The 19,028-nt window shown below is 73.6% G+C and carries 19 protein-coding genes; 3 read left to right on the top strand and 16 right to left on the bottom strand.

The features are described from left to right. Window positions 1-355: 355 nt before the first annotated feature. Entirely contained in the window at window positions 356-1,051 is a 696-nt protein-coding gene (locus ACH4OA_RS15430) for a transglycosylase family protein (protein WP_397969398.1), read from the bottom strand. Window positions 1,052-1,598: 547 nt separating this feature from the next. Here ACH4OA_RS15430 and ACH4OA_RS15425 point away from each other — a divergent pair. Both ACH4OA_RS15425 and ACH4OA_RS15420 read left to right on the top strand, forming a co-directional pair. After that, window positions 1,599-2,390 (top strand): hypothetical protein, encoded by a 792-nt coding sequence (locus tag ACH4OA_RS15425; protein ID WP_365878200.1) that lies wholly within the window; start codon window positions 1,599-1,601, stop codon window positions 2,388-2,390. An 82-nt stretch (window positions 2,391-2,472) separates the two neighbouring features. Continuing rightward, entirely contained in the window at window positions 2,473-2,865 is a 393-nt protein-coding gene (locus ACH4OA_RS15420) for a hypothetical protein (protein ID WP_365878202.1), read from the top strand. 69 nt (window positions 2,866-2,934) lie between these two features. On the opposite strand, the gene der is transcribed toward ACH4OA_RS15420, so the two are convergent. The 5 genes from der to ACH4OA_RS15395 all read right to left on the bottom strand — a co-directional run bounded on the left by der (window position 2,935) and on the right by ACH4OA_RS15395 (window position 7,187). Next, complete coding sequence (der, locus tag ACH4OA_RS15415) at window positions 2,935-4,416, bottom strand: ribosome biogenesis GTPase Der (protein ID WP_365878204.1); 1,482 nt, start codon at window positions 4,414-4,416, stop codon at window positions 2,935-2,937. A 78-nt stretch (window positions 4,417-4,494) separates the two neighbouring features. After that, entirely contained in the window at window positions 4,495-5,082 is a 588-nt protein-coding gene (locus tag ACH4OA_RS15410) for a lysophospholipid acyltransferase family protein (protein ID WP_397949373.1), read from the bottom strand. A gap of 62 nt (window positions 5,083-5,144) precedes the next feature. Next, window positions 5,145-5,840 carry a (d)CMP kinase gene (cmk, locus tag ACH4OA_RS15405; protein ID WP_365878208.1) on the bottom strand — a complete coding sequence of 232 codons (696 nt, stop codon included), beginning with the start codon at window positions 5,838-5,840 and terminating at the stop codon, window positions 5,145-5,147. A gap of 115 nt (window positions 5,841-5,955) precedes the next feature. Next, the gene (locus ACH4OA_RS15400) at window positions 5,956-7,041 is read right to left on the bottom strand and encodes a prephenate dehydrogenase (protein WP_397969396.1); all 1,086 of its coding nucleotides are present in this window, start codon (window positions 7,039-7,041) and stop codon (window positions 5,956-5,958) included. Next, window positions 7,038-7,187: a hypothetical protein gene (locus ACH4OA_RS15395; protein WP_397937157.1), complete on the bottom strand. Its 150-nt coding sequence runs from the start codon at window positions 7,185-7,187 to the stop codon at window positions 7,038-7,040. Before ACH4OA_RS15395 ends, ACH4OA_RS15400 begins: the two co-directional genes overlap by 4 nt. Before the next feature lie 147 nt (window positions 7,188-7,334). Between ACH4OA_RS15395 and ACH4OA_RS15390 the strand changes: the two genes are divergently transcribed. Beyond that, window positions 7,335-7,793 (top strand): Rieske (2Fe-2S) protein, encoded by a 459-nt coding sequence (locus ACH4OA_RS15390; protein ID WP_397969395.1) that lies wholly within the window; start codon window positions 7,335-7,337, stop codon window positions 7,791-7,793. Between the two features lie 44 nt (window positions 7,794-7,837). Here ACH4OA_RS15390 and ACH4OA_RS15385 read toward each other — a convergent pair whose 3' ends face one another. The 10 genes from ACH4OA_RS15385 to ACH4OA_RS15340 form a co-directional block, all read right to left on the bottom strand. Continuing rightward, window positions 7,838-8,587, bottom strand: coding sequence for a DNA polymerase beta superfamily protein (locus ACH4OA_RS15385; protein ID WP_397969393.1), 750 nt, complete (start codon window positions 8,585-8,587; stop codon window positions 7,838-7,840). 4 nt (window positions 8,588-8,591) lie between these two features. Further along, window positions 8,592-9,599: an ADP-ribosylglycohydrolase family protein gene (locus ACH4OA_RS15380; protein WP_397969391.1), complete on the bottom strand. Its 1,008-nt coding sequence runs from the start codon at window positions 9,597-9,599 to the stop codon at window positions 8,592-8,594. 68 nt (window positions 9,600-9,667) lie between these two features. Next, window positions 9,668-10,729 carry a pseudouridine synthase gene (locus tag ACH4OA_RS15375; RefSeq protein ID WP_397937165.1) on the bottom strand — a complete coding sequence of 354 codons (1,062 nt, stop codon included), beginning with the start codon at window positions 10,727-10,729 and terminating at the stop codon, window positions 9,668-9,670. A gap of 14 nt (window positions 10,730-10,743) precedes the next feature. Continuing rightward, on the bottom strand, window positions 10,744-11,382 hold the full coding sequence (scpB, locus tag ACH4OA_RS15370; protein ID WP_365878220.1) for an SMC-Scp complex subunit ScpB: 639 nt from the start codon (window positions 11,380-11,382) through the stop codon (window positions 10,744-10,746). Beyond that, window positions 11,379-12,596 (bottom strand): segregation/condensation protein A, encoded by a 1,218-nt coding sequence (locus ACH4OA_RS15365; RefSeq protein ID WP_397969390.1) that lies wholly within the window; start codon window positions 12,594-12,596, stop codon window positions 11,379-11,381. Before ACH4OA_RS15365 ends, scpB begins: the two co-directional genes overlap by 4 nt. Window positions 12,597-12,614: 18 nt before the next feature. After that, window positions 12,615-13,157, bottom strand: a complete 543-nt coding sequence (locus ACH4OA_RS15360; RefSeq protein ID WP_365878224.1) for a hypothetical protein — start codon at window positions 13,155-13,157, stop codon at window positions 12,615-12,617. After that, window positions 13,142-14,275, bottom strand: a complete 1,134-nt coding sequence (locus tag ACH4OA_RS15355) for a ParA family protein (protein ID WP_397969388.1) — start codon at window positions 14,273-14,275, stop codon at window positions 13,142-13,144. The genes ACH4OA_RS15360 and ACH4OA_RS15355 overlap by 16 nt, the downstream gene beginning before the upstream one ends. A gap of 424 nt (window positions 14,276-14,699) precedes the next feature. Beyond that, window positions 14,700-15,824, bottom strand: coding sequence for an alanine dehydrogenase (gene ald, locus ACH4OA_RS15350; RefSeq protein WP_365878227.1), 1,125 nt, complete (start codon window positions 15,822-15,824; stop codon window positions 14,700-14,702). Between the two features lie 137 nt (window positions 15,825-15,961). After that, entirely contained in the window at window positions 15,962-18,037 is a 2,076-nt protein-coding gene (locus ACH4OA_RS15345; RefSeq protein WP_397969387.1) for a tetratricopeptide repeat protein, read from the bottom strand. Between the two features lie 332 nt (window positions 18,038-18,369). Further along, window positions 18,370-18,996, bottom strand: coding sequence for an NUDIX domain-containing protein (locus ACH4OA_RS15340; RefSeq protein WP_397969385.1), 627 nt, complete (start codon window positions 18,994-18,996; stop codon window positions 18,370-18,372). Window positions 18,997-19,028: the final 32 nt, after the last annotated feature.

The following is a 19,028-nucleotide window of genomic DNA, read 5'->3' as shown; positions in this document are numbered from 1 at the left end:
CGAATTACCTGCGGAAAGCGCCGCAGTGGGGATCGGGGCGGGGCCGGGACGCGATTGTCGGGCAATCCCGTGCGGGCGTACCGCAGCTGACGGGCCATGGGAATTTTCACGGATTCGGCACACGGCCGTCCGGCGGCGCCCGGCGGGCAGCGCGCTGACCGCCCGGCGGACCGGCGGGGACACGGCACCGCTGGTGCGCGCGGATCCCGCACGGCCCGGGCTCCCGTTCCCGGCCGCCGCCGCACCGGTCCACCCCGGTCCGCGCCGGCCGCGCGGCCGCCGGGAAGAGGGACGCGGACGGCCGCCGCCCCGGGTGTGCCGGGACGGCGGCCGCGGTCGCGCGGTGTGCCGGCGCTCAGAGCGCGAGGCTCTGGCCGGGCACGATCAGGTCGGGGTCGTCGCCGATGACGGCCTTGTTGGCGGCGTAGATCCGCTCCCAGGTGGTCCCGTGGCGGGCGGCGATGATGCTCAGCGTGTCGCCCTCGCGGACGGTGTAGCCGCCGCTGGAGGCGGCGCGGCCGGTGCCGGTGGCCGGACGCTCCGGTGTCCGCGCAGGGGCGGAGGCTGCGGGTGCGGAGGCGGCCGGTGCGGACTTCGTCGTCGTGCCGCCCTGGGACGACTGCGTACCGGCGGAGCCGGTGCGGGCCGCCGCGGGGGCGGCGCCGTACGCCCCGGCGCGGGCCGAGCAGACCGGCCAGGCGCCCCAGCCCTGGGCCTGCTGGACCTGGGTGGCGACGGAGATCTGCGCGCTTCTGGAGGCCTGGTCGGCCGTCGGGGCGTAGGCGGAGCCGCCGTACGCGCGCCAGGTCGAGGCGGAGAACTGGAGCCCGCCGTAGTAGCCGTTGCCGGTGTTGATGTGCCAGTTGCCGCCGCTCTCGCACTGGGCGATGCGGTCCCACACTCCGTTGTCCGCCGCGGCGGCGTTGCCGGTCGCGGCCAGCAGGCCGAGCGGGGCCAGCAGGGCGGCCCCGGCGAGCGCGGCCGTGGTGCGGCCCTTGCGGGCGCTGTCGGGACGGGCGGTGCTACGGGTGGTATCGGCACACTCGGACATGTAGTTCCCTCTCCACGAACCCGGGCTCCCCCGGACGCGGCACGCCCCGGCCGCGCATGACCCGCGGCCGCCGCGCGCCCCGCCCCGCCCGTCGTGACCGGTGCAGGCGCTGTGCTCTGCCTGACGCCGGCCGGCGGACGTACCCGAGCGGTGCTCGTTGCACACGGCGGAGGAATCTAGGGAGGACGGGCCGCGGGAATCAACCAACCCGCCGTCCGGCCAGGCCAGTTGCCCGTTACCGGAGGTAGCGGCGATTTCCGGTCACCCACTACATGGTTCGATTTCCCGATTTTTCGACCACCGGCCGCGTTGACTTGTGACCCACCTCACCCCTTCAAGTTCCTTGAAGAAATCCGGAGTTGACGGTCCGTGGCCGAAACCGCACCGAAGGTGACCGCGTACGGCGGAAGGTCCGAACCGGTCCGGCCCGGGGCGTGACTCCCACCACAGGACGCCCGTTGTCTTCTTCATGAGCCCGCAACCCCGGGGGCTCATCGGCCGGGAGCCACCCGGCCGACCCCAGCACCCCATCCCGAGGGAGCCACCCGTGCCGCGCATGCTCGACGTCAGCGACGCCGTACGCGCCGAGATCGGCGACGAAGAAGCCGACCGGCTGCTCGCCGGAGAGAACGCCCCGGGCAGTTACGACTGCACGTCCTGTCGCACCCCGGGCGACTCCGAGCAGGAGCGCACCAGCACCGTCCTGTTCGTCGGCGACGAGACCGCCGTCCTCGCCTTCGCCCACGCCGGCTGCCTGCCCTCGCAGGTCGTCCAGGTCACGGAGGAGCAGTTGCAGGGCGCCGTCCGGTCCATCGGCGCCGCGGACGAGCAGGTGCCCGGCGGTGTGCCGGACAGGACCGTGCCCGAGCAGGCGGTGCTCGGCGTGACCAGCGGCCTCGTCCTGCTCGACGGCGAGCTGCACCCCGCGCTCGTCGTCGAGCCCACCTCGCCGATCGTCCGCCCGGGCACGGCCGGCCCCGGCGACGACTTCCTGCCGCTCCTGGTCGAACAGGGCTTCCTGCCGGTGACCGAGCTGTCCTCCGTGCCTCCGGTGCTGCACGGCTGGTCCGTCCTGCTGGCCGTGGGCCGGCTGCACGCGGTGCTCCAGCCGGGGAGCAACGGCGGACAGCCGGTGGCGTGGTGGCAGGCGCACCAGCCGCTCCAGGTGACCGACGGCTGGCGGGCCGCCGCCAACAAGCACCAGCAGGTGCTGCTGTTCGCGGCGCCGGTGGGCTCCATCGGACGCCAGCCCCGGGAGGACCTGCTGCGCGACGCGCTGGACAAGGCGGCGGCGAGCGGCCGGCTGGTCGCCGCGGCGCTGCCGCTCGCGGGGACGTGAGCCGGGACCCGTCGTGCGGACCGGACCGCACCGGAGAGTGGTACGACCGCATCCCTTTGGGGTCCCGGTCGTTTGGACATACGTGCACGCATACGACGCTTCTCCACGCCGGTCCTTCTCCTCCGTGCCCGCTGCCCGGTCGGCGCAGGAGCACTGCGGCGGTTCGGCCACGCCGATCTACGACGCGCTTTACACGGAGTGGGTCAAGGCCTTCCGCACCCTGCCGGGGGACCGCAGCGGCGAGGAGGGGCTGAGGTTCAGCCCGTTCGGCGAGTTCCCGGACGGCAGCGGGCGCTACGGCGACCACCGCGCGGGCACCTTCGGCAGCACGTACAGCGCCTACAGCGCCGGGGCCTACAGCGCGCGGCAGCAGTCGCAGTGGCAGCGGGTCGGCACGCTGGGACGGCAGCAGGACACCGGGGCGCAGTACGTCCCGGCCGCCGCGCTGCCGCCGGGACCGCGCCGGGGTGCCTGACGGACCCGCACGAACGACGGGCGGCCCCTGGAGAACCAGGGGCCGCCCGTCATGTCGTACCCGCTCGGGTCACTTCTTCTTCGTGCCGCGCTTCTCGCGCACCCGCACCGAGATGTGGATCGGGGTGCCCTCGAAGCCGAACTCCTCGCGCAGCCGGCGCTCGATGAAGCGCCGGTAGCCCGCCTCGATGAAGCCGGAGGCGAAGAGCACGAACCGCGGCGGCTTGGTGCCGGCCTGGGTGCCGAACAGGATGCGCGGCTGCTTGCCGCCCCGGACCGGGTGCGGGTGGGCCGAGACCAGCTCGCCGAGGAAGGCGTTCAGCCGGCCGGTGGGGACCCGGGTCTCCCAGCCCGCGAGGGCCGTCTCGATCGCCGGGACCAGCTTCTCCATGTGGCGGCCGGTGCGCGCCGAGACGTTCACCCGCGGCGCCCAGGCCACCTGGCCCAGCTCGGTCTCGATCTCCCGCTCCAGGTAGTAGCGGCGCTCCTCGTCCAGGGTGTCCCACTTGTTGATGGCGACGACCAGCGCGCGGCCCGCGTCGACCGCCATCGTGATGATCCGCTGGTCCTGCACGGAGATGGACTCCGAGCCGTCGACCAGGACGACGGCGACCTCGGCCTTCTCCACGGCGGCGGCGGTGCGCAGCGACGCGTAGTAGTCGGCGCCCTGCTGGAGGTGGACCCGCTTGCGGATGCCGGCGGTGTCGACGAACTTCCAGGACTTGCCGCCGAGTTCGATGATCTCGTCGACCGGGTCGCGGGTGGTGCCCGCCATCTCGTTGACGACGACGCGCTCCTCGCCGGCGACCTTGTTCAGCAGCGAGGACTTGCCGACGTTCGGGCGGCCGATCAGGGCCACGCGGCGGGGACCGCCGAGGGCCGTGCCGAAGGACTGCTCGGGTGCGTCCGGCAGCACCTCCAGGACGGCGTCGAGCATGTCGCCGGTGCCCCGGCCGTGCAGGGCCGAGACCGGGTGCGGCTCGCCGAGGCCGAGGTTCCACAGGTAGGCCGCGTCGGCCTCGCCGCTCTGGCCGTCGACCTTGTTGGCGCAGAGCACCACCGGCTTGCCGGCCTTGCGCAGCAGCCGGACGACCGCCTCGTCGGTGTCGGTCGCGCCGACCTTGGCGTCCACGACGAAGACGACCGCGTCGGCCGCCTCGATCGCGTACTCGGCCTGGGCCGCCACCGAGGCGTCGATGCCGAGGACGTCCTGCTCCCAGCCGCCGGTGTCGACGACCTTGAAACGGCGGCCGGCCCACTCGGCCTCGTAGGTGACGCGGTCGCGGGTGACGCCCGGCCGGTCCTCCACGACCGCCTCGCGGCGGCCGATCATCCGGTTGACCAGCGTCGACTTGCCGACATTGGGGCGGCCGACGACGGCGAGCACGGGCAGCGGGCCGTGGCCCGCCGCCTCGATGGCGCCCTCGACGTCCTCGACGTCGAAGCCCTCTTCCGCGGCCAGCTCCATGAACTGCGCGTACTCGGCGTCGCCGAGAGCCCCGTGCTCGTACTCGTGCTCGGCCGAGCCGGCGGGCTGGATGTCGTCGTTCATGAAGTCCGTACCTCGTCGTTCATCGGTGGTGATCGGTGCACCGGCCCCAAAAGGGCTGATCCACTACTCAAGTGTCGCCTAGCGCCCGGTCAGGCGCCTGGCGTTTTCCAGGTGGCTGGTGAGCTGCTTCCGGATGCGTTCGGTCGCCTGGTCCAGCGCCGCGCGGGTGCGCCGTCCGCTGCCGTCGCCCGCGTCGAACGGGTCGCCGAAGACGACGTCGACGCGGGAGCGCAGCGGAGGCAGCGCCTTGGTCAGCCGGCCGGGCCGGTCGGAGCTGCCCAGCACGGCCACGGGGACGATCGGCGCCTCGCCGCGGACCGCGAAGTAGGCGAGCCCGGCGCGCAGCGCGGCGAAGTCGCCCTCGCCCCGGGTGCCCTCCGGGAAGATGCCCAGCACTCCCCCGGCCGCCAGCACGCCGAGGGCCTGGGTGATCGCGCCCCGGTCGGCCGTGGTGCGGTCCACCTTCAGCTGGCCGATGCCGGTCAGGAAGGGGTCCAGCGGGCCGACGAAGGCTTCCTTCTTGATCAGGAAGTGGGTGGGCCGGGGCGACACGCCCATCACCATCGGCCCGTCGATGTTGTGGGAGTGGTTCACGGCGAGGATCACCGGGCCGGTGGCCGGCACCTTCCAGGCGCCGAGCACCCGCGGCCGCCACAGCCCGTACATCAGGCCGACGCCGATGCGCCGCCCGACCTCGGCGCCCCGCTCCGACACGGCCGGCAACCCGCTCACTTCGCGGCTCGCTTCTCCTCGACCAGGGTGACGACGCACTCGATTACCTGGGCGAGGGTCAGCTCGGTGGTGTCCACCTCGACCGCGTCGGCGGCCTTGGCGAGCGGCGAGGTCTTGCGGCTGGAGTCGGCCGCGTCCCGCTTGATCAGGGCCTCGCGGGTGGCGTTGACGTCGGCGCCCTTCAGCTCGCCGCTGCGGCGGGCCGCGCGGGCCTCCGCGGAGGCGGTGAGGAAGATCTTCAGGTCGGCGTCCGGGAGGACGGTCGTGCCGATGTCCCGGCCCTCGACCACGATGCCGTGCTCCGCGGCGGCGGCCAGCGAGCGCTGCAGTTCGGTGATCCGGGTGCGCACCTCGGGCACCGCGCTGACCGCGCTGACCTTGGAGGTGACCTCCTGGGTGCGGATCGGGGCGGACACGTCCACGCCGTCGACCGTGATGGCCGGCGCGGCCGGGTCGGTGCCGGAGACGATCTCCGGCTTGCCGGCCACGGCGGCGATGGCGGTGGGGTCCTCCAGGTCGATGCCGTTGGTCACCATCCACCAGGTGATCGCCCGGTACTGGGCACCGGTGTCCAGGTAGCTGAGGCCGAGCTGCGCGGCGACGGCCTTCGACGTGCTCGACTTGCCCGTGCCGGAGGGACCGTCGATCGCGACGATCACGGGCTTGGCGGTCGGGGCGGCGCCGTTTTCCACGGGGGGACACCTTCCTGGGCGGTGCGGGCGGGGAGGCGGGGAGCGAGAGCGCCCCGCACAAGGTTACTGGGTACGGGTCACTCGTCCGGACGCGTGCGGCATCCGGTGCCGGGTGCTACTGCCGCAGCGCCCAGCCCCGCTCCCGCAGCGCCTCCTTCAGCGGCGCCGCCGCCTGCGGCTCCACCATCAGCTGCACGAGACCGGCCTGCTGCCCGGTCGCGTGCTCGATGCGGACGTCCTCGACGTTCACCCCGGCGCGGCCCGCGTCGGCGAAGATCCGGGCGAGCTGGCCGGGCTGGTCGTCGATGAGGACGACCACGGTCTCGTAGGTCCGCGGCGCGGTCCCGTGCTTGCCGGGTACCCGCACCTGGCCGGCGTTCCCCCGGCGCAGCACGTCCCGGATGCCCGCGGTCCCCGCGGTCCGCTCGGCCTCGTCGGCGGACTGCAGGGCGCGCAGCGCCCGGACCGTCCCGTCCAGGTCGGCGGCGACGTCGGAGAGCAGGTCGGCGACCGGGCCCGGGTTCGCGGACAGGATGTCGATCCACATGCGCGGGTCGGAGGCGGCGATCCGGGTCACGTCCCGGATGCCCTGCCCGCACAGCCGTACGGCGGCCTCATCGGCGTGTTCCAGGCGCGCGGCGACCAGGCTGGAGACCAGGTGGGGCATGTGGGAGACGAGGGCGACGGCGCGGTCGTGGGCGTCGGCGTCCATGACGACCGGTACGGCCCGGCAGTGCGAGACCAGTTCCAGGGCGAGGTTCAGCACCTCGGTGTCGGTGTCCCGGGTCGGGGTGAGCACCCAGGGGCGGCCCTCGAAGAGGTCGGCGGTGGCGGCCAGCGGGCCGGACTTCTCCCGACCGGACATCGGGTGGGTGCCGAGGTAGGCCGTGAGGTCCAGGCCGAGCGCCTCCAGTTCGCGGCGGGGGCCGCCCTTGACGCTGGCGACGTCCAGGTAGCCGCGGGCCGCGCCCCGGCGCATCGCGTCGGCGAGCACCCGGGCCACATGGGCGGGCGGTGCGGCGACGAGCGCCAGGTCGACCGGGCCGGCGGGCGCCTCGTCGGTGCCGGCGCCCAGCGCGGCGGCCGTGCGGGCCTGCCCGGGGTCGTGGTCGGCGAGGTGGACGGTCACGCCGCGCCGGACGAGGGCCAGGGCGGCGGAGGTGCCGATCAGACCGGTTCCGATGACGAGTGCGGTTCTCACTGGGCGATGTCCTTGCGCGGGGTGGCGGCGGGGCAGACGCGGTCGGCGCCGGCGCGGGAGGTGTCCGGCTCCGCGGCCCGTTGCGCCGGGTGGCCGGCCCCGTCCCTCACCGGGGGGCCGGCCCCCCGGACCGCTCGTACCGCCACGGCGCTGCTCCTCGCTGACGTGCGTGTTCTGTTCTTGGTCCGTCCAGCGTAGTCAGCCCGCGCGGTACGGACGTGCGCCGCCCGCCCGCTGAGACGATGCGGGTGATCCGGTATGCACCGATATGCACTTCTGTACGGAGGTCTGCGATGACCCAGCCAGCGACACGGCGCACACTCCTCGCCACGGGCGCCGGCGCGCTCGCCCTGGGATGCGTGGGGTGCGGCGGCGACCGGGACGGCGACGCTGCGGCGTCGGCGTCCCCGGCGTCCCCCGCCGCCGAGGAGACGTCACCGGCCGCGCGGGAGGCCTCTCCCGCCGGGCCGCGGCTGGCCGCGGCCGGTGACATCCCCGAGGGCGGCGGCAAGGTCTTCCCGGACCGGAAGATCGTGGTGACCCAGCCGGCGAAGGGGGAGTTCAAGGCGTTCTCGGCGGTCTGCACCCACCAGGGCTGCGCGGTGGACCGGGTCGCGGACGGCACCATCGACTGCCCCTGCCACGGCAGCAGGTTCCGCATCACCGACGGCTCGGTGGCCGACGGCCCCGCGACCCGGCCGCTGCCCGAGGCGCCGATCATGGTCCACGGGGACGCGATCCACCTGGCCTGAGCGGCGGGCGTACGGCCCTGGGCGCGTTCCGGGCGGGGAGGGCCTCAGCCGTGCAGCCGGAGCCGGACCACCAGATCGTGCAGCGCGTCGCGGGCGCCGGCCGCGGCGGGCAGGGCCGAGCCGGCCTGCGCCTCGTCGAGCGCGGTGTGCAGCCGCTCCACGTCGTCCTCCGCCCGCGTCCGGTCGACGTCGGCGGCGCCGTGTCCGTGCTCTTTCGCGGCGGCGATCAGCTCGGGCAGGTACGCGGGGCCGCCGGCCTGTTCCACGAGCGTGGGCAGGTGCGGCTGGACCTCGCCGGTGCGCATGAGGTGGACGCCGGTCAGCAGCACCCGGAAGGTGCCGAGCAGCGGCTTGAGTTCGCCGGTCTTCTCGAACAGCCGCCACTGGGTCACCGCCTGGCCGCGGTAGTGGTGGGCGTGGCGGCTGGTGAGGACGCCGGGGATCAGCGCGGTCAGCTCCCGGTGGGCCTCGGAGGTGTGCACGACCAGGGGCGAGACCAGCTGCTCCAGCACATGGCCGTTGCGGCGGAGCATCAGCCGGACGAACTTGCGCAGGTCGTGGGTGACGAGGTCCAGCTCGACGCCGTAGCGGACCCAGGTGCGCGAGCGGGTCTCCGCCGGCTCGCGCAGTCCGAGGAGGTCGGCGGCGGGCAGCAGATGGACGCCTCGCAGGTCGACGTCGGAGCCCTGCGAGGGGAAGCCGTGGAGGTGGGCTCCGCAGACGGTGGCGAACAGCACCGGGTCGGGCTGTTCCGCGACCACCGGAGCCAGGTCTATGTCGAGGTCGTCGATCATGGGCCTAAGCGTCCCAGAGCGTTCCCAGCGCCGACAGGCCCTCTCGGTACTCGATCCTGCCGGTCCAGCCGGCGGGCCAGGCGTTCGCGCCCAGCCAGGCACCGGCGAACGCTCCGGTGAGGCAGGCGAGGGAGTCGGAGTCGCCTTCGGTGCAGGCGGCCCGGCGCAGCGCGGTGAGGGGTTCGCCGGGGAAGAGCAGGAAGCACAGCAGGCCGGTGGCGAGCGCCTCCTCGGCGATCCAGCCCTGGCCGGTGGCGAGGCAGGGGTCGGTCTCCGGGGAGACGGTCCGGGCGGCCCGCTGAAGCCGTTCGAGGACCGCCAGGCACTCGTCCCAGCCGCGTGCGATGAAGTGCTCGGGGTCCGGGTCCTGGGCGCGGGTCCACAGGTCGCCCAGCCAGGCGTGGTGGTAGCGGGTGCGGTGGTCCAGGGCGTAGGAGCGCAGTTGTCCGACGAGTCCGGCGGGGTCGGCGCCCCGGGCGAGCAGGTGGACGGCGTGGGCGGTGAGGTCGGAGGCGGCCAGCGCGGTGGGGTGGCCGTGGGTGAGCGCGGCCTGCAACTGGGCGGCGCCGGCACGCTGTTCACCGCTGAGCCCGGGGGCGAGGCCGATCGGGGCGACGCGCATGTTCGCGCCGCAGCCCTTGGACCCGGTCCGGCTGGCGTCCTGCCAGGGCCGGCGCGCGTCCTGGAGCAGGTCGCAGGCCGCGAGGCAGGTGGCGCCGGGGGCCCGGTCGTTCTCCGGCGACCGGTACCAGGCGACGAACTCCTCGCGCAGGGCCCGCTCCAGGCCCTGCGGGGCGAGGGCGCCGTGCCCGGTCGCGGTCCGCAGGGCGCGCCCGACGGCGAGGGTCATCTGCGTGTCGTCGGAGACGCGGGCGGGCCGCGGCAGTTCCCGTTCCCGCCAGGGTCCGAACTCGGACAGGATCAGCGGGACGGTCTTGAACTCGGCCGGGTAGCCGAGGGCGTCCCCGAGGGCGAGGCCGAGGAGTGCGCCGGTTGCGGCTCGTGCGGACATGCGGATCATCATCCCCTTTATCGTCAGCTTGACCATAAAGGGGATGACGAGCGGACCGCAAGGGCCTGCTACAGGTCGACTTCCTTCATCAGCATGCCGACCTCGGTGTTCGACAGGCGGCGCAGCCAGCCCGACTTCTGGTCGCCGAGGGTGATCGGGCCGAAGGCGGTGCGCACCAGCTTCTCGACCGGGAAGCCCGCCTCCGCCAGCATGCGGCGCACGATGTGCTTGCGACCCTCGTGCAGGGTCACCTCGACCAGGTAGTTCTTGCCGGTCTGCTCCACCACCCGGAAGTGGTCCGCGCGCGCGTAGCCGTCCTCGAGCTGGATGCCGTCCTTCAGGCGCTTGCCCAGGTCGCGCGGGATCGGGCCGACGATGGCCGCGAGGTAGGTCTTCTTCACGCCGTACTTGGGGTGGGTCAGCCGGTGCGCCAGCTCGCCGTGGTTGGTGAGCAGGATGACACCCTCGGTCTCGGTGTCCAGCCGGCCGACGTGGAAGAGCCGGGTCTCGCGGTTGGTGACGTAGTCACCGAGGCACTGCCGGCCTTCCGGGTCCTCCATCGTGGAGACGACGCCGGCGGGCTTGTTCAGCGAGAAGAACTGGTACGACTGGGTCGCCACGGTCAGGCCGTCGACCTTGACCTCGTCCTTCTCCGGGTCCACCCGGCGGCCCTGCTCGGTGACGATCTCGCCGTTCACCTCGACCCGGGCCTGCTCGATCAGCTCCTCGCAGGAGCGCCGGGAGCCGTAGCCCGCGCGGGCGAGGACCTTCTGCAGCCGCTCGCCCTCCTGCTCGGCGCCCGGGAAGGTCTTCGGCAGCTTGACGTCCTTCTTGCCGGCGTACCGCTCCCGGTTGCGCTCCTCGACCCGCGTGTCGTACTCCCGCGAGCGCGCCGGGGCGCTGCGGCCGCCCGGCTGGGGCCGCTTCGGGCCGCCCTTGGCACCGCCTCGCGCGGCACCGCCGCGTCCGGCCTTGGGGCCGTCCTTGGTGGCCCCCGGGCCCACGTCGTAGCGGCGCTCCTCGGGGCGGGGCTTGCTGGGACGGCCCTGCCCCTGCTTCTGGTCCCTGTCGTTGCCGGCTCCGCGGTAGTTACCGCGCCCGCCGCTCTTGCCGCTGCCGCTGCTTCGCATCAAGGTTTTCCGTCTTAGTCGTCTGCGTCCTGACCGCCGGGCGCGTCGGGCGCGTCCGGGTCGAACGACGGGACTCCCTCCTGGGTCTCGGCCTCGATCGCCTCCGCCTCCGGGAGGAAGGGCGCGAGTTCCGGAAGTTCGTCCAGGCCGCGCAGGCCCATCCGCTCCAGGAAGTAGTTCGTCGTCCTGTACAGGATCGCACCTGTTTCGGGTTCCGCGCCCGCCTCCTCGACCAGACCGCGCTGGAGGAGGGTGCGCATGACGCCGTCGCAGTTGACTCCGCGTACGGCGGAGACCCGGCTGCGGCTGACCGGCTGGCGGTAGGCGACCACCGCCAGCGTCTCCAGTGCCGCCTGGGTGAGGCGGGCGGTCTGGCCGTCCAGCGCCAGCCGTTCGACGGCGGGCGCGTAGGCGGCGCGGGTGTAGAAGCGCCAGCCGCCGGCGACGTACCGCAGCTCGAAGCCGCGGCCCTGGGCCGTGTACTCGTCGGCCAGCTCGCGCAGGGCGTCCGCGATCAGCCGCTCGGGCCGCTCCAGGATCTTCGCCAGGTGCCGCACGGTCGCGGGTTCGTCCACGACCATGAGCACGGCCTCCAGGGCCGGCTTGAGATCGAGGCCGGCGACGGCCTGTGCCCCGGCGGTCTGCTCGCTCACGGCTTCTCCTCCTCCTTCGGCGGCTCCGTTGGCCGGTCGAACTCGTCCGTGACCAGTGGCGCCGGGTCCGCGTCGCCGCCGGTCCAGCGCACGGTCAGCTCCCCGAGCGCGGCCTCCTGCTCCAGGGCGACGGCCTTCTCGCGGTACAGCTCCAGCAGGGCGAGGAACCGGGCCACGACGGTGAGCGTGTCACCGGCGTCCCCGGCCAGCACCCGGAAGCTGGCCTCGCCCAGCTCGCGCAGCCGCGCCACCACGATCGCGGCCTGTTCGCGGACGCTGACCAGCGGGGCGTGGATGTGGTCGAGGTACACCTGCGGCCGGGGCTTCGGCCGCATCGCCTTGACCGCGAGCCGGGCGAAGCCCTCGGGACCGATGCTGATGACGACCTCGGGCAGCAGTTCGGCGTGGTGCGGTTCGAGTCCGACGGTACGGGGACGGCGCCGGGCCTCCTCGTCGAGCCGCCGGCCGAAGATGTCGGCGACCTGCTTGTAGGCGCGGTACTGGAGCAGCCGCGCGAACAGCAGGTCCCGGGCCTCCAGCAGCGCGAGGTCGGCCTCGTCCTCCACCTCGGCGGCGGGCAGCAGCCGGGCGGCCTTCAGATCGAGCAGCGTGGCCGCCACCACCAGGAACTCCGTGGTCTGGTCCAGGTCCCAGTCGGGTCCCATGGCCCGGATGTGCGCCATGAACTCGTCGGTGACCTTCGACAGGGCGACCTCGGTGACGTCCAGCTTGTGCCGGGAGATCAGCTGGAGGAGCAGGTCGAAGGGGCCCTCGAAGTTCGCCAGCCGGACCGTGAAGACACCGTCGGAGGAGCCCTGGGGCGGCTCGGACGGCTCGGGCCCGCTGGGCGGCCCGGGGGCCTGTTCCGGGGCCTCGCCGGGCTCGACGGGCTCCCCGGGCCGCTCGGGCCCGCCACGCCGTGCCCTGGCCCCGGCCGGCCGTACCGCAGGCTCGACGGGCCGTACCGCAGGCTCGACGGGCCGTACCGCCGGCTCGACGGGCCGTACCTCAGGCTCGACGGGCCGTACCGCCGGCTCGACGGGCCGGTCCTCCGGCGCGGTCGGCTCCCCAGGCTCGCCAGGCTTCTCGGGCTCCCGGAATTCCTCGGGCTCCCGGGGTTCCGCCGGCCCGGCCGGCGAGGTGCCCGGGCCCCGGCCCAGCGCACGCCGGCGGCCGGCGGCTGCGCCGGGGGCAGGGGCTCCGTACGAGGTCATAGCCCCCGCAGGCTATCGCTACCGTCCGCGCAGCCGGCGTACGAGGATGCTCGCGTCCCCGCGGGACTCCAGGTCGGCCAGGACCACGGCCACCGCCTCGCGGACGATCCGCCCGCGGTCCACCGCGAGCCCGTGCTCACCGCGGAGCACGAGACGCGCGTGCTCCAGGTCCATCAGTTCCTCGGCCGAGACGTACACGGTGATCTTCTCGTCGTGCCGCTCGCGCCCGCTGGGCCGCCGGGACGCCGACCGGCCGCGCTTGCGCGGCTGTGCGGCGGCGTCCGGCGCCTGCTGCCGGCGCACCGGGCGGCTGCGGGACTCGCCGGCGTCGGCCGGCTCGGCCTCCGCCGCCGCGTGCTCCGCGCCCTCTCCGTCCCCGCCCCGGACGGGCACCGACGCCGGTGCGTCCTCGGCGGCGGCCGTCTCGTCGCTCTCCCCCGCGGGAGCCGGCACCCGGGCCTCGCCGCCCGCGCCGCGCCGGGGAGTCGACGGCTGGAGCGCCGTCCCTCCTGTCGTACGGAAGAGTTCGTCGGCCCCGGGCAGACTCACTCGGCGTGACACCGGGCGAGCACCTCCCTGGCGAGCTGGCGGTAGGCGGCGGCACCGACGGAGTTGGAGGCGTACGTGGTGATCGGCTCGCCGGCGACCGTGGTCTCCGGGAAGCGGACCGTGCGCCCGATGACCGTGTGGTAGACGTGGTCGTCGAACGCCTCGACGACCCGCGCGAGCACCTCACGGCTGTGCACGGTGCGCGAGTCGTACATCGTGGCGAGGATGCCGTCCAGCTCCAGTTCGGGGTTGAGCCGCTCCTGGACCTTCTCGATGGTCTCGGTCAGCAGGGCCACACCGCGCAGCGCGAAGAACTCGCACTCCAGCGGCACGATCACCTTGTGAGCGGCCGTCAGCGCGTTGACGGTGAGCAGGCCGAGCGAGGGCTGGCAGTCGATCACGATGTAGTCGTAGTCGGGCAGCAGCGGCTTCAGGGCCCGCTGGAGCGTCGACTCGCGCGCGACCTCGGAGACCAGCTGGACCTCGGCGGCCGACAGGTCGATGTTGGAGGGCAGCAGGTCCATGTTGGGGACCGCCGTCTTCAGCAGGACCTCGTCCGCGGACATGCCCCGCTCCATGAGCAGGTTGTAGACGGTGAGGTCCAGCTCCATGGGGTTGACCCCGAGTCCCACCGACAGCGCGCCCTGCGGGTCGAAGTCCACGAGCAGCACGCGCCGGCCGTACTCCGCGAGCGCGGCACCCAGGTTGATGGTCGACGTGGTCTTGCCGACGCCGCCCTTCTGGTTGCACATCGCGATGATCTTCGCGGGGCCGTGGTCGGTCAGCGGGCCCGGGATCGGGAAGTACGGCAGCGGGCGTCCGGTCGGGCCGACGCGCTCACGGCGCTGACGGGCCGCGTCGGGCGCGAGCGTGGCCGCGTACTCGGGATCCGGCTCGTACTCGGCGTCGGGGTCGTAGAAGTGCCCCTCGGGCAGTTCGTCGTAGTCGGCGAAGTGGTTGTGGGGCGCGCCACTTCCGTCGCCGGCCATGGCGTTCACGTGATGGCCATCCATGCTCTGGTGTGCTGTCCCGGCCGTCTGCGGACCGGAACTCTGGTGGGCTGCGAAGGTGCGCACAGCTACGGAGCCGACAGCCTCGAATCCCGCGGGGCCCTGGCCCCGGACCGGCATTCCTGGTTGACCACCCCCGGGAGAAAATGTCGACTCATTCACAAGTCGTCTTACCTCCTTGGTGACCAGGAAACTTCTAGACAAGGTCAGCGTGGCACCATGCCGACGGTTGGCGACTCTATGGCGTGTCGGCGGTCCGCAGCAACACAATCCGCCGGACCCGGCAGGATGTGTCGGCAATGAAACATGTCGCTGTCAAGGGCGTACGGCCGTCGCACCGCAGGTTTCACCGGTGTGCGAATCGGTCGAAGGGTTACGTTCGAGGCGAGTTGACCGAGAGCCGCAAAGTGACCATACACACATCCGGCCGGACCTTGTCGGGCAAGGTCCGGCCGGGTGTGTGCGGTTGACGAGTCGTGTTGACGAATCGCCTTTTTGCTCGCGGTGACTTGGCGGCTCACCTGGCCGTCAGCCGCTGGCGGGCTCAGCCGAGCAGCGACTCCAGCTCGACGTGGTCCAGGCCGTGGGCCTCGGCGACCTCCTTGTAAACGACCTTGCCGTCATGGGTGTTGAGACCCTTGGCGAGCGCGGCGTCCCGGCGCAGCGCCTCGACCCAGCCGTTGTTGGCGAGCGAGACGATGTACGGCAGCGTGGCGTTGGTGAGCGCGTTGGTGGAGGTGTTGGGCACCGCGCCCGGCATGTTGGCGACGCAGTAGAAGACCGAGTTGTGGACCCGGAAGGTCGGCTCGGCGTGCGTGGTCGGGTGCGAGTCCTCGAAGCAGCCGCCCTGGTCGATCGCGATGTCGACAAGGACACTTCCCGGCTTCATGCGGGACACCAGCTCGTTGGTGACCAGCTTCGGGGCCTTCGCGCCCGGGATGAGGACCGCGCCGATGACGAGGTCGGCGTCGAGGACGGCCTTCTCCAGCTCGAACGCGTTGGACATGATCGCCTTGACCCGGGTGCCGAAGATCTTGTCGGCCTCGCGCAGCTTGTTGATGTCGCGGTCGAGCAGGGTCACGTCGAAGCCCATGCCGACGGCGACCTGGGTGGCGTTCCAGCCGGAGACGCCGCCGCCGATGACGACGGCCTTGGCCGGGGTCACGCCCGGGACGCCGCCCGGCAGCACACCGCGGCCGCCGGCCGCGCGCATCAGGTGGTAGGCGCCGACCTGCGGGGCCAGCCGGCCCGCGACCTCGGACATCGGGGCGAGCAGCGGCAGGGCGCGGTTCGGCAGCTCGACGGTCTCGTAGGCGATGGCCGTGGTGCCCGACTCCAGCAGCGCGTCCGTGCACTCCTTGGACGCGGCCAGGTGCAGGTAGGTGAAGAGGATCTGGTCCTTGCGGAGCCGGTGGTACTCCTCCGCGATCGGCTCCTTGACCTTCAGCAGCAGGTCGGCGGCGGCCCACACCTCGTCGGCGGTGTCGAGGATGCCGGCACCGGCGGAGACGTACTCCTCGTCCGTGATCGAGGAGCCGAGGCCGGCGCCGCGCTCGACGACGACCTGGTGGCCGTGGCGCACCAGCTCGTGCACACCGGCGGGGGTGATGGCCACCCGGAACTCGTTGTTCTTGACCTCGCGGGGGATGCCGACCTTCACGTCGATCACGGTCCTTGGCTCAGAGGGTATGGGGGTGCAATGCAGACGTACCCAGACATGCGGGGGCACACCGGGAGACACCGCAGGAGAAAGTGCGGCAGAGCCAGTTTAATGAAGGCGTTCCGGCTGTCTAGCCTTTCATTGCATCAATCTTCACTGGATGCACTGCGGATTTCGCAGGCGTTAGCGTCGTGTTCCGGCTCGGCGTCGCCCTCCGGTGCCTCCTCACCCAGCATGCGCTCCGCCGCCGCGCGGTGCAGGCGGGCCGCCGCCGGGTCGCCGAGCCGGTCCAGGGTGTCGGCCAGCCGCAGCTGCAGAGCGGCCTGCAGCCGGCCGTCCTCGGCGCGCCGCGCCCACTCCACGGCCTCCTGGCAGGTGCGCAGCGACTCCTCGGGCCGGCCCGCGTACTCCTGCACCCGGGCGATCTCGCTCAACGCCCTTGCGCTCGCGGCGACATCGCCGCTCCTGCGGTAGCCGGCGAGGGCGGCCCGCCAGTTGCGCAGCGCCTCGCCGTAGCGGCCGGCGTAGGTGTGCGCGGTGCCGATCCTGCCGTAGAGCCGGGCGGCCTCCGGGGCCTGGCCGCGGGCCAGCCGCTCGGCCAGCGCCCGGCCGAACCAGTCGGCGGCCCGGTCGTGGTCCCCCAGCTCCTGGTAGGCGCCGCCTACGGATTCCATCGCGCGGCCGGTCGCGTACGGGTCGTTCGCCTCGCGTCCGGCGTCCAGCGCGGCCCGGTAGCGGGCCAGCGCCTCCCGGGTGCGGCCGGTCTGCGCGTCCAGATCGCCCAGGTTCAGCAGGGCCGCGGCCTTCTCCCGGGGCAGCCCGCGCCGCTCGGCGACGTCCAGGACCAAGCGGTGCACGCCGTACAGGTCGGGCGCGGCGGCCTGGGTCCCCTCGTGCGCGGCCAGCGCCCGGACCAGCTGGGACATCAGCCGGCGGGCGAGGGTGTCCAGCTCGCCGTCGGCCACCGCGAGCCGCACGGACGCCAGCAGGGCGGGCCGGCGCAGCCGCAGCCAGTCGGCGGCGGCCCGCGGGTTCGGGAAGCGCAGCGCCCGGGGCATGCCGCTCAGCTTCTCCCGGGCCTGCGGGCTGTCCGTCTCGGTGATCGCCCGGCAGGACTGGAGCAGCCGTACCGTCCGCTCCAGCATCCGGGCCCGGGCCAGCTGCAGCTCCGCCGGCCGCTCCTGGCTCTCGGCCAGGGCGCGCAGCAGCGGGTGCAGACAGCCGGGGACCTCGTACTGGGGCAGCGGGGAGGACACCGGGCGCAGCAGGCCGAGGGCGACGAGGTCGTCCAGGGTGGCGCGGGCGGCGTCGACCGAGCAGCCGGCCAGGGCCGAGGCGGTGTGCGGGTCGGCCAGCCCGGCCGGGGCGAGGCTGAGCAGGCGCAGTATCCGGGCGGCCGGTGCGGGCAACTGGTCGTACACGAGCCGGAAGACACGCGACAGCGGAGTGCCGTCGGCGCCCTCCGTGCCGTCCTCGGTGGCCGCGTGCAGCCGCTTGGCGAGGTCGGAGACGGCGGACATGGGGCGGGCGGCGAGCCAGCCGCCGGCCAGCACCAGCGCGGCCGGATGGCCCTGGCAGGCCTCCACCAGGCTCTCCGCGGAGCGCGGGTCGACGGTGACGCGGACCGCGCCGGTGTAGCCGGTGAGCAGTTCCACCGCCGACTTGGTGTCGAGACCGCCGAGCGTGCAGGGGCGGACGTCCGCGATCCCGGTGAGCGGGCCCCGGGACACGGCGACCACCAGGCAGTCCGGGCTGTCCGGGAGCAGCGCGTCGACCTGTCGGGCGCCGGCCGCGTCGTCCAGCAGGAGCAGCGCCCGCCGGCCGGCGAGGCCCGCCCGCAGGGCCGCGGTGAGGTCGTCCTCGGCGGCTCCCGCGGGCGCGGGCAGTCCGAGCGCGCCGAGCAGGTCGCGGGCCACCTGCTCGACGGGCACCGGCGTGCCGCCGGGCTCGCTGAGCCGGGCCCGCAGCACGCCGTCGGGGTAACGGCCGGCGATCCGCCGGACGAGTTCCCCGGCGAGGCTGGTCCGGCCGGAACCGGGGCGGCCCGCGATGAGGAGCACGCGCGCGCGGGGCGCCTTGCGGCCGGACAGGGTGTCCAGTCCGGCGCGCTCGATGTCGGCGCGCAGTTCCTTCAACTCCCGGCTACGGCCCAGGAATCGGTCCTTCGTGGCCGGGTGCGCGGGCAGCTCCGCGCCGTCTGTGTCCACCACCTGATCCGTCACGGGCCACACTCCCGTCCCACCGCACGCGCAAGCCCGCCGGTGTCTTCCGGTACGGGCGTTCAAGAGCCTAGTTCACGCTCTGCGACGTGCCCGGAGGAGCGCGGCGCACGCATCCCCCGATCGGATCAGGCGATCGTCACACCAGTCCCCCGGACGGGTGCGGGCCTGCCGGGAGGTCCGGGTGGGCGGGAAGCACCGGACAGCCCCTGGACGGACGCGCGGGCCGGCCGGTTACCGAAGGCGCGCGCCGACCGGCCGACTGCCGAAGGGACGCGCCGGGCAGGACGCGCCGGCCGGCTCCCGACGGCCGGCGCGGGCCATGGACGTGCCCGTCAGTTCCCGAACGGACGGGCCGGCCAGGGCGCGTCGGCCGGGCGCAAGGCGTCCAGCCCGGCCCCGCCGCGGGCGGCGACCAGCGAGAGGACGCCGACCACCAGGCAGTTGTTGTGCACGTCACCGGCGAGGATCCGCTGCACCAGCTCGTCGGCCGGCACGCGCGCGTGCTCCATGTCGGTCTCCTCGTGCTCCGCCGCGAAGCGCTCCCCGTCGGCGTCGGACAGGTCCCGGGCGAGGAAGATCCGCACGGCCTCGTCACAGCCGCCGGGCGTGCTGTACACATCGGTCAGCACCCGCCAGTCGCCGGCCTTGACGTGCGCCTCCTCGTACAGCTCCCGCTGGGCGGCGTGCAGCGGGTTCTCGCCGGGCACGTCCAGCAGGCCGGCCGGGATCTCCCACAGCTTGTGCCGCACCGGGTGCCGGTACTGGTTGATCAGCAGGACCCGGTCCTCCTCGTCCAGGGCGAGGACGGCGACCGAGCCGGGGTGGACCTGGTAGTCCCGGCGGGCCACCGAGCCGTCGGGCATGACCACGTCGTCGGTGCGCACGGAGGTCTTGTTGCCCGTGAAGGGGGTCTCCGTCGCCCGGATCTCCCACTCCGCGGGAGTGTCCTTGATCGTCATGCCTGTCCTTCCACGTCTTTCCCACACAGCCG

It is taken from the genome of Streptomyces sp. NPDC017095, from assembly GCF_044332325.1.
Taxonomy (GTDB): Bacteria; Actinomycetota; Actinomycetes; order Streptomycetales; family Streptomycetaceae; genus Streptomyces.
Note: the sequence above shows the minus strand (reverse complement) of the source record. Positions and strands in the feature narration are given on the sequence as shown.

What these genes read in the sequence shown, in the direction of transcription:
- ACH4OA_RS15380 (WP_397969391.1), bottom strand. Translation starts at nt 9,599, where the DNA reads ATGTCCGCACGAGCCGCAACCGGCGCACTCCTCGGCCTCGCCCTCGGG.
- ACH4OA_RS15390 (WP_397969395.1), top strand. Translation starts at nt 7,335, where the DNA reads ATGACCCAGCCAGCGACACGGCGCACACTCCTCGCCACGGGCGCCGGC.
- ACH4OA_RS15340 (WP_397969385.1), bottom strand. Translation starts at nt 18,996, where the DNA reads ATGACGATCAAGGACACTCCCGCGGAGTGGGAGATCCGGGCGACGGAG.
- ACH4OA_RS15375 (WP_397937165.1), bottom strand. Translation starts at nt 10,729, where the DNA reads ATGCGAAGCAGCGGCAGCGGCAAGAGCGGCGGGCGCGGTAACTACCGC.
- der (WP_365878204.1), bottom strand. Translation starts at nt 4,416, where the DNA reads ATGAACGACGACATCCAGCCCGCCGGCTCGGCCGAGCACGAGTACGAG.
- ACH4OA_RS15385 (WP_397969393.1), bottom strand. Translation starts at nt 8,587, where the DNA reads ATGATCGACGACCTCGACATAGACCTGGCTCCGGTGGTCGCGGAACAG.
- ACH4OA_RS15430 (WP_397969398.1), bottom strand. Translation starts at nt 1,051, where the DNA reads ATGTCCGAGTGTGCCGATACCACCCGTAGCACCGCCCGTCCCGACAGC.
- ACH4OA_RS15410 (WP_397949373.1), bottom strand. Translation starts at nt 5,082, where the DNA reads ATGTACGGGCTGTGGCGGCCGCGGGTGCTCGGCGCCTGGAAGGTGCCG.
- ACH4OA_RS15355 (WP_397969388.1), bottom strand. Translation starts at nt 14,275, where the DNA reads ATGCCGGTCCGGGGCCAGGGCCCCGCGGGATTCGAGGCTGTCGGCTCC.
- ACH4OA_RS15365 (WP_397969390.1), bottom strand. Translation starts at nt 12,596, where the DNA reads ATGACCTCGTACGGAGCCCCTGCCCCCGGCGCAGCCGCCGGCCGCCGG.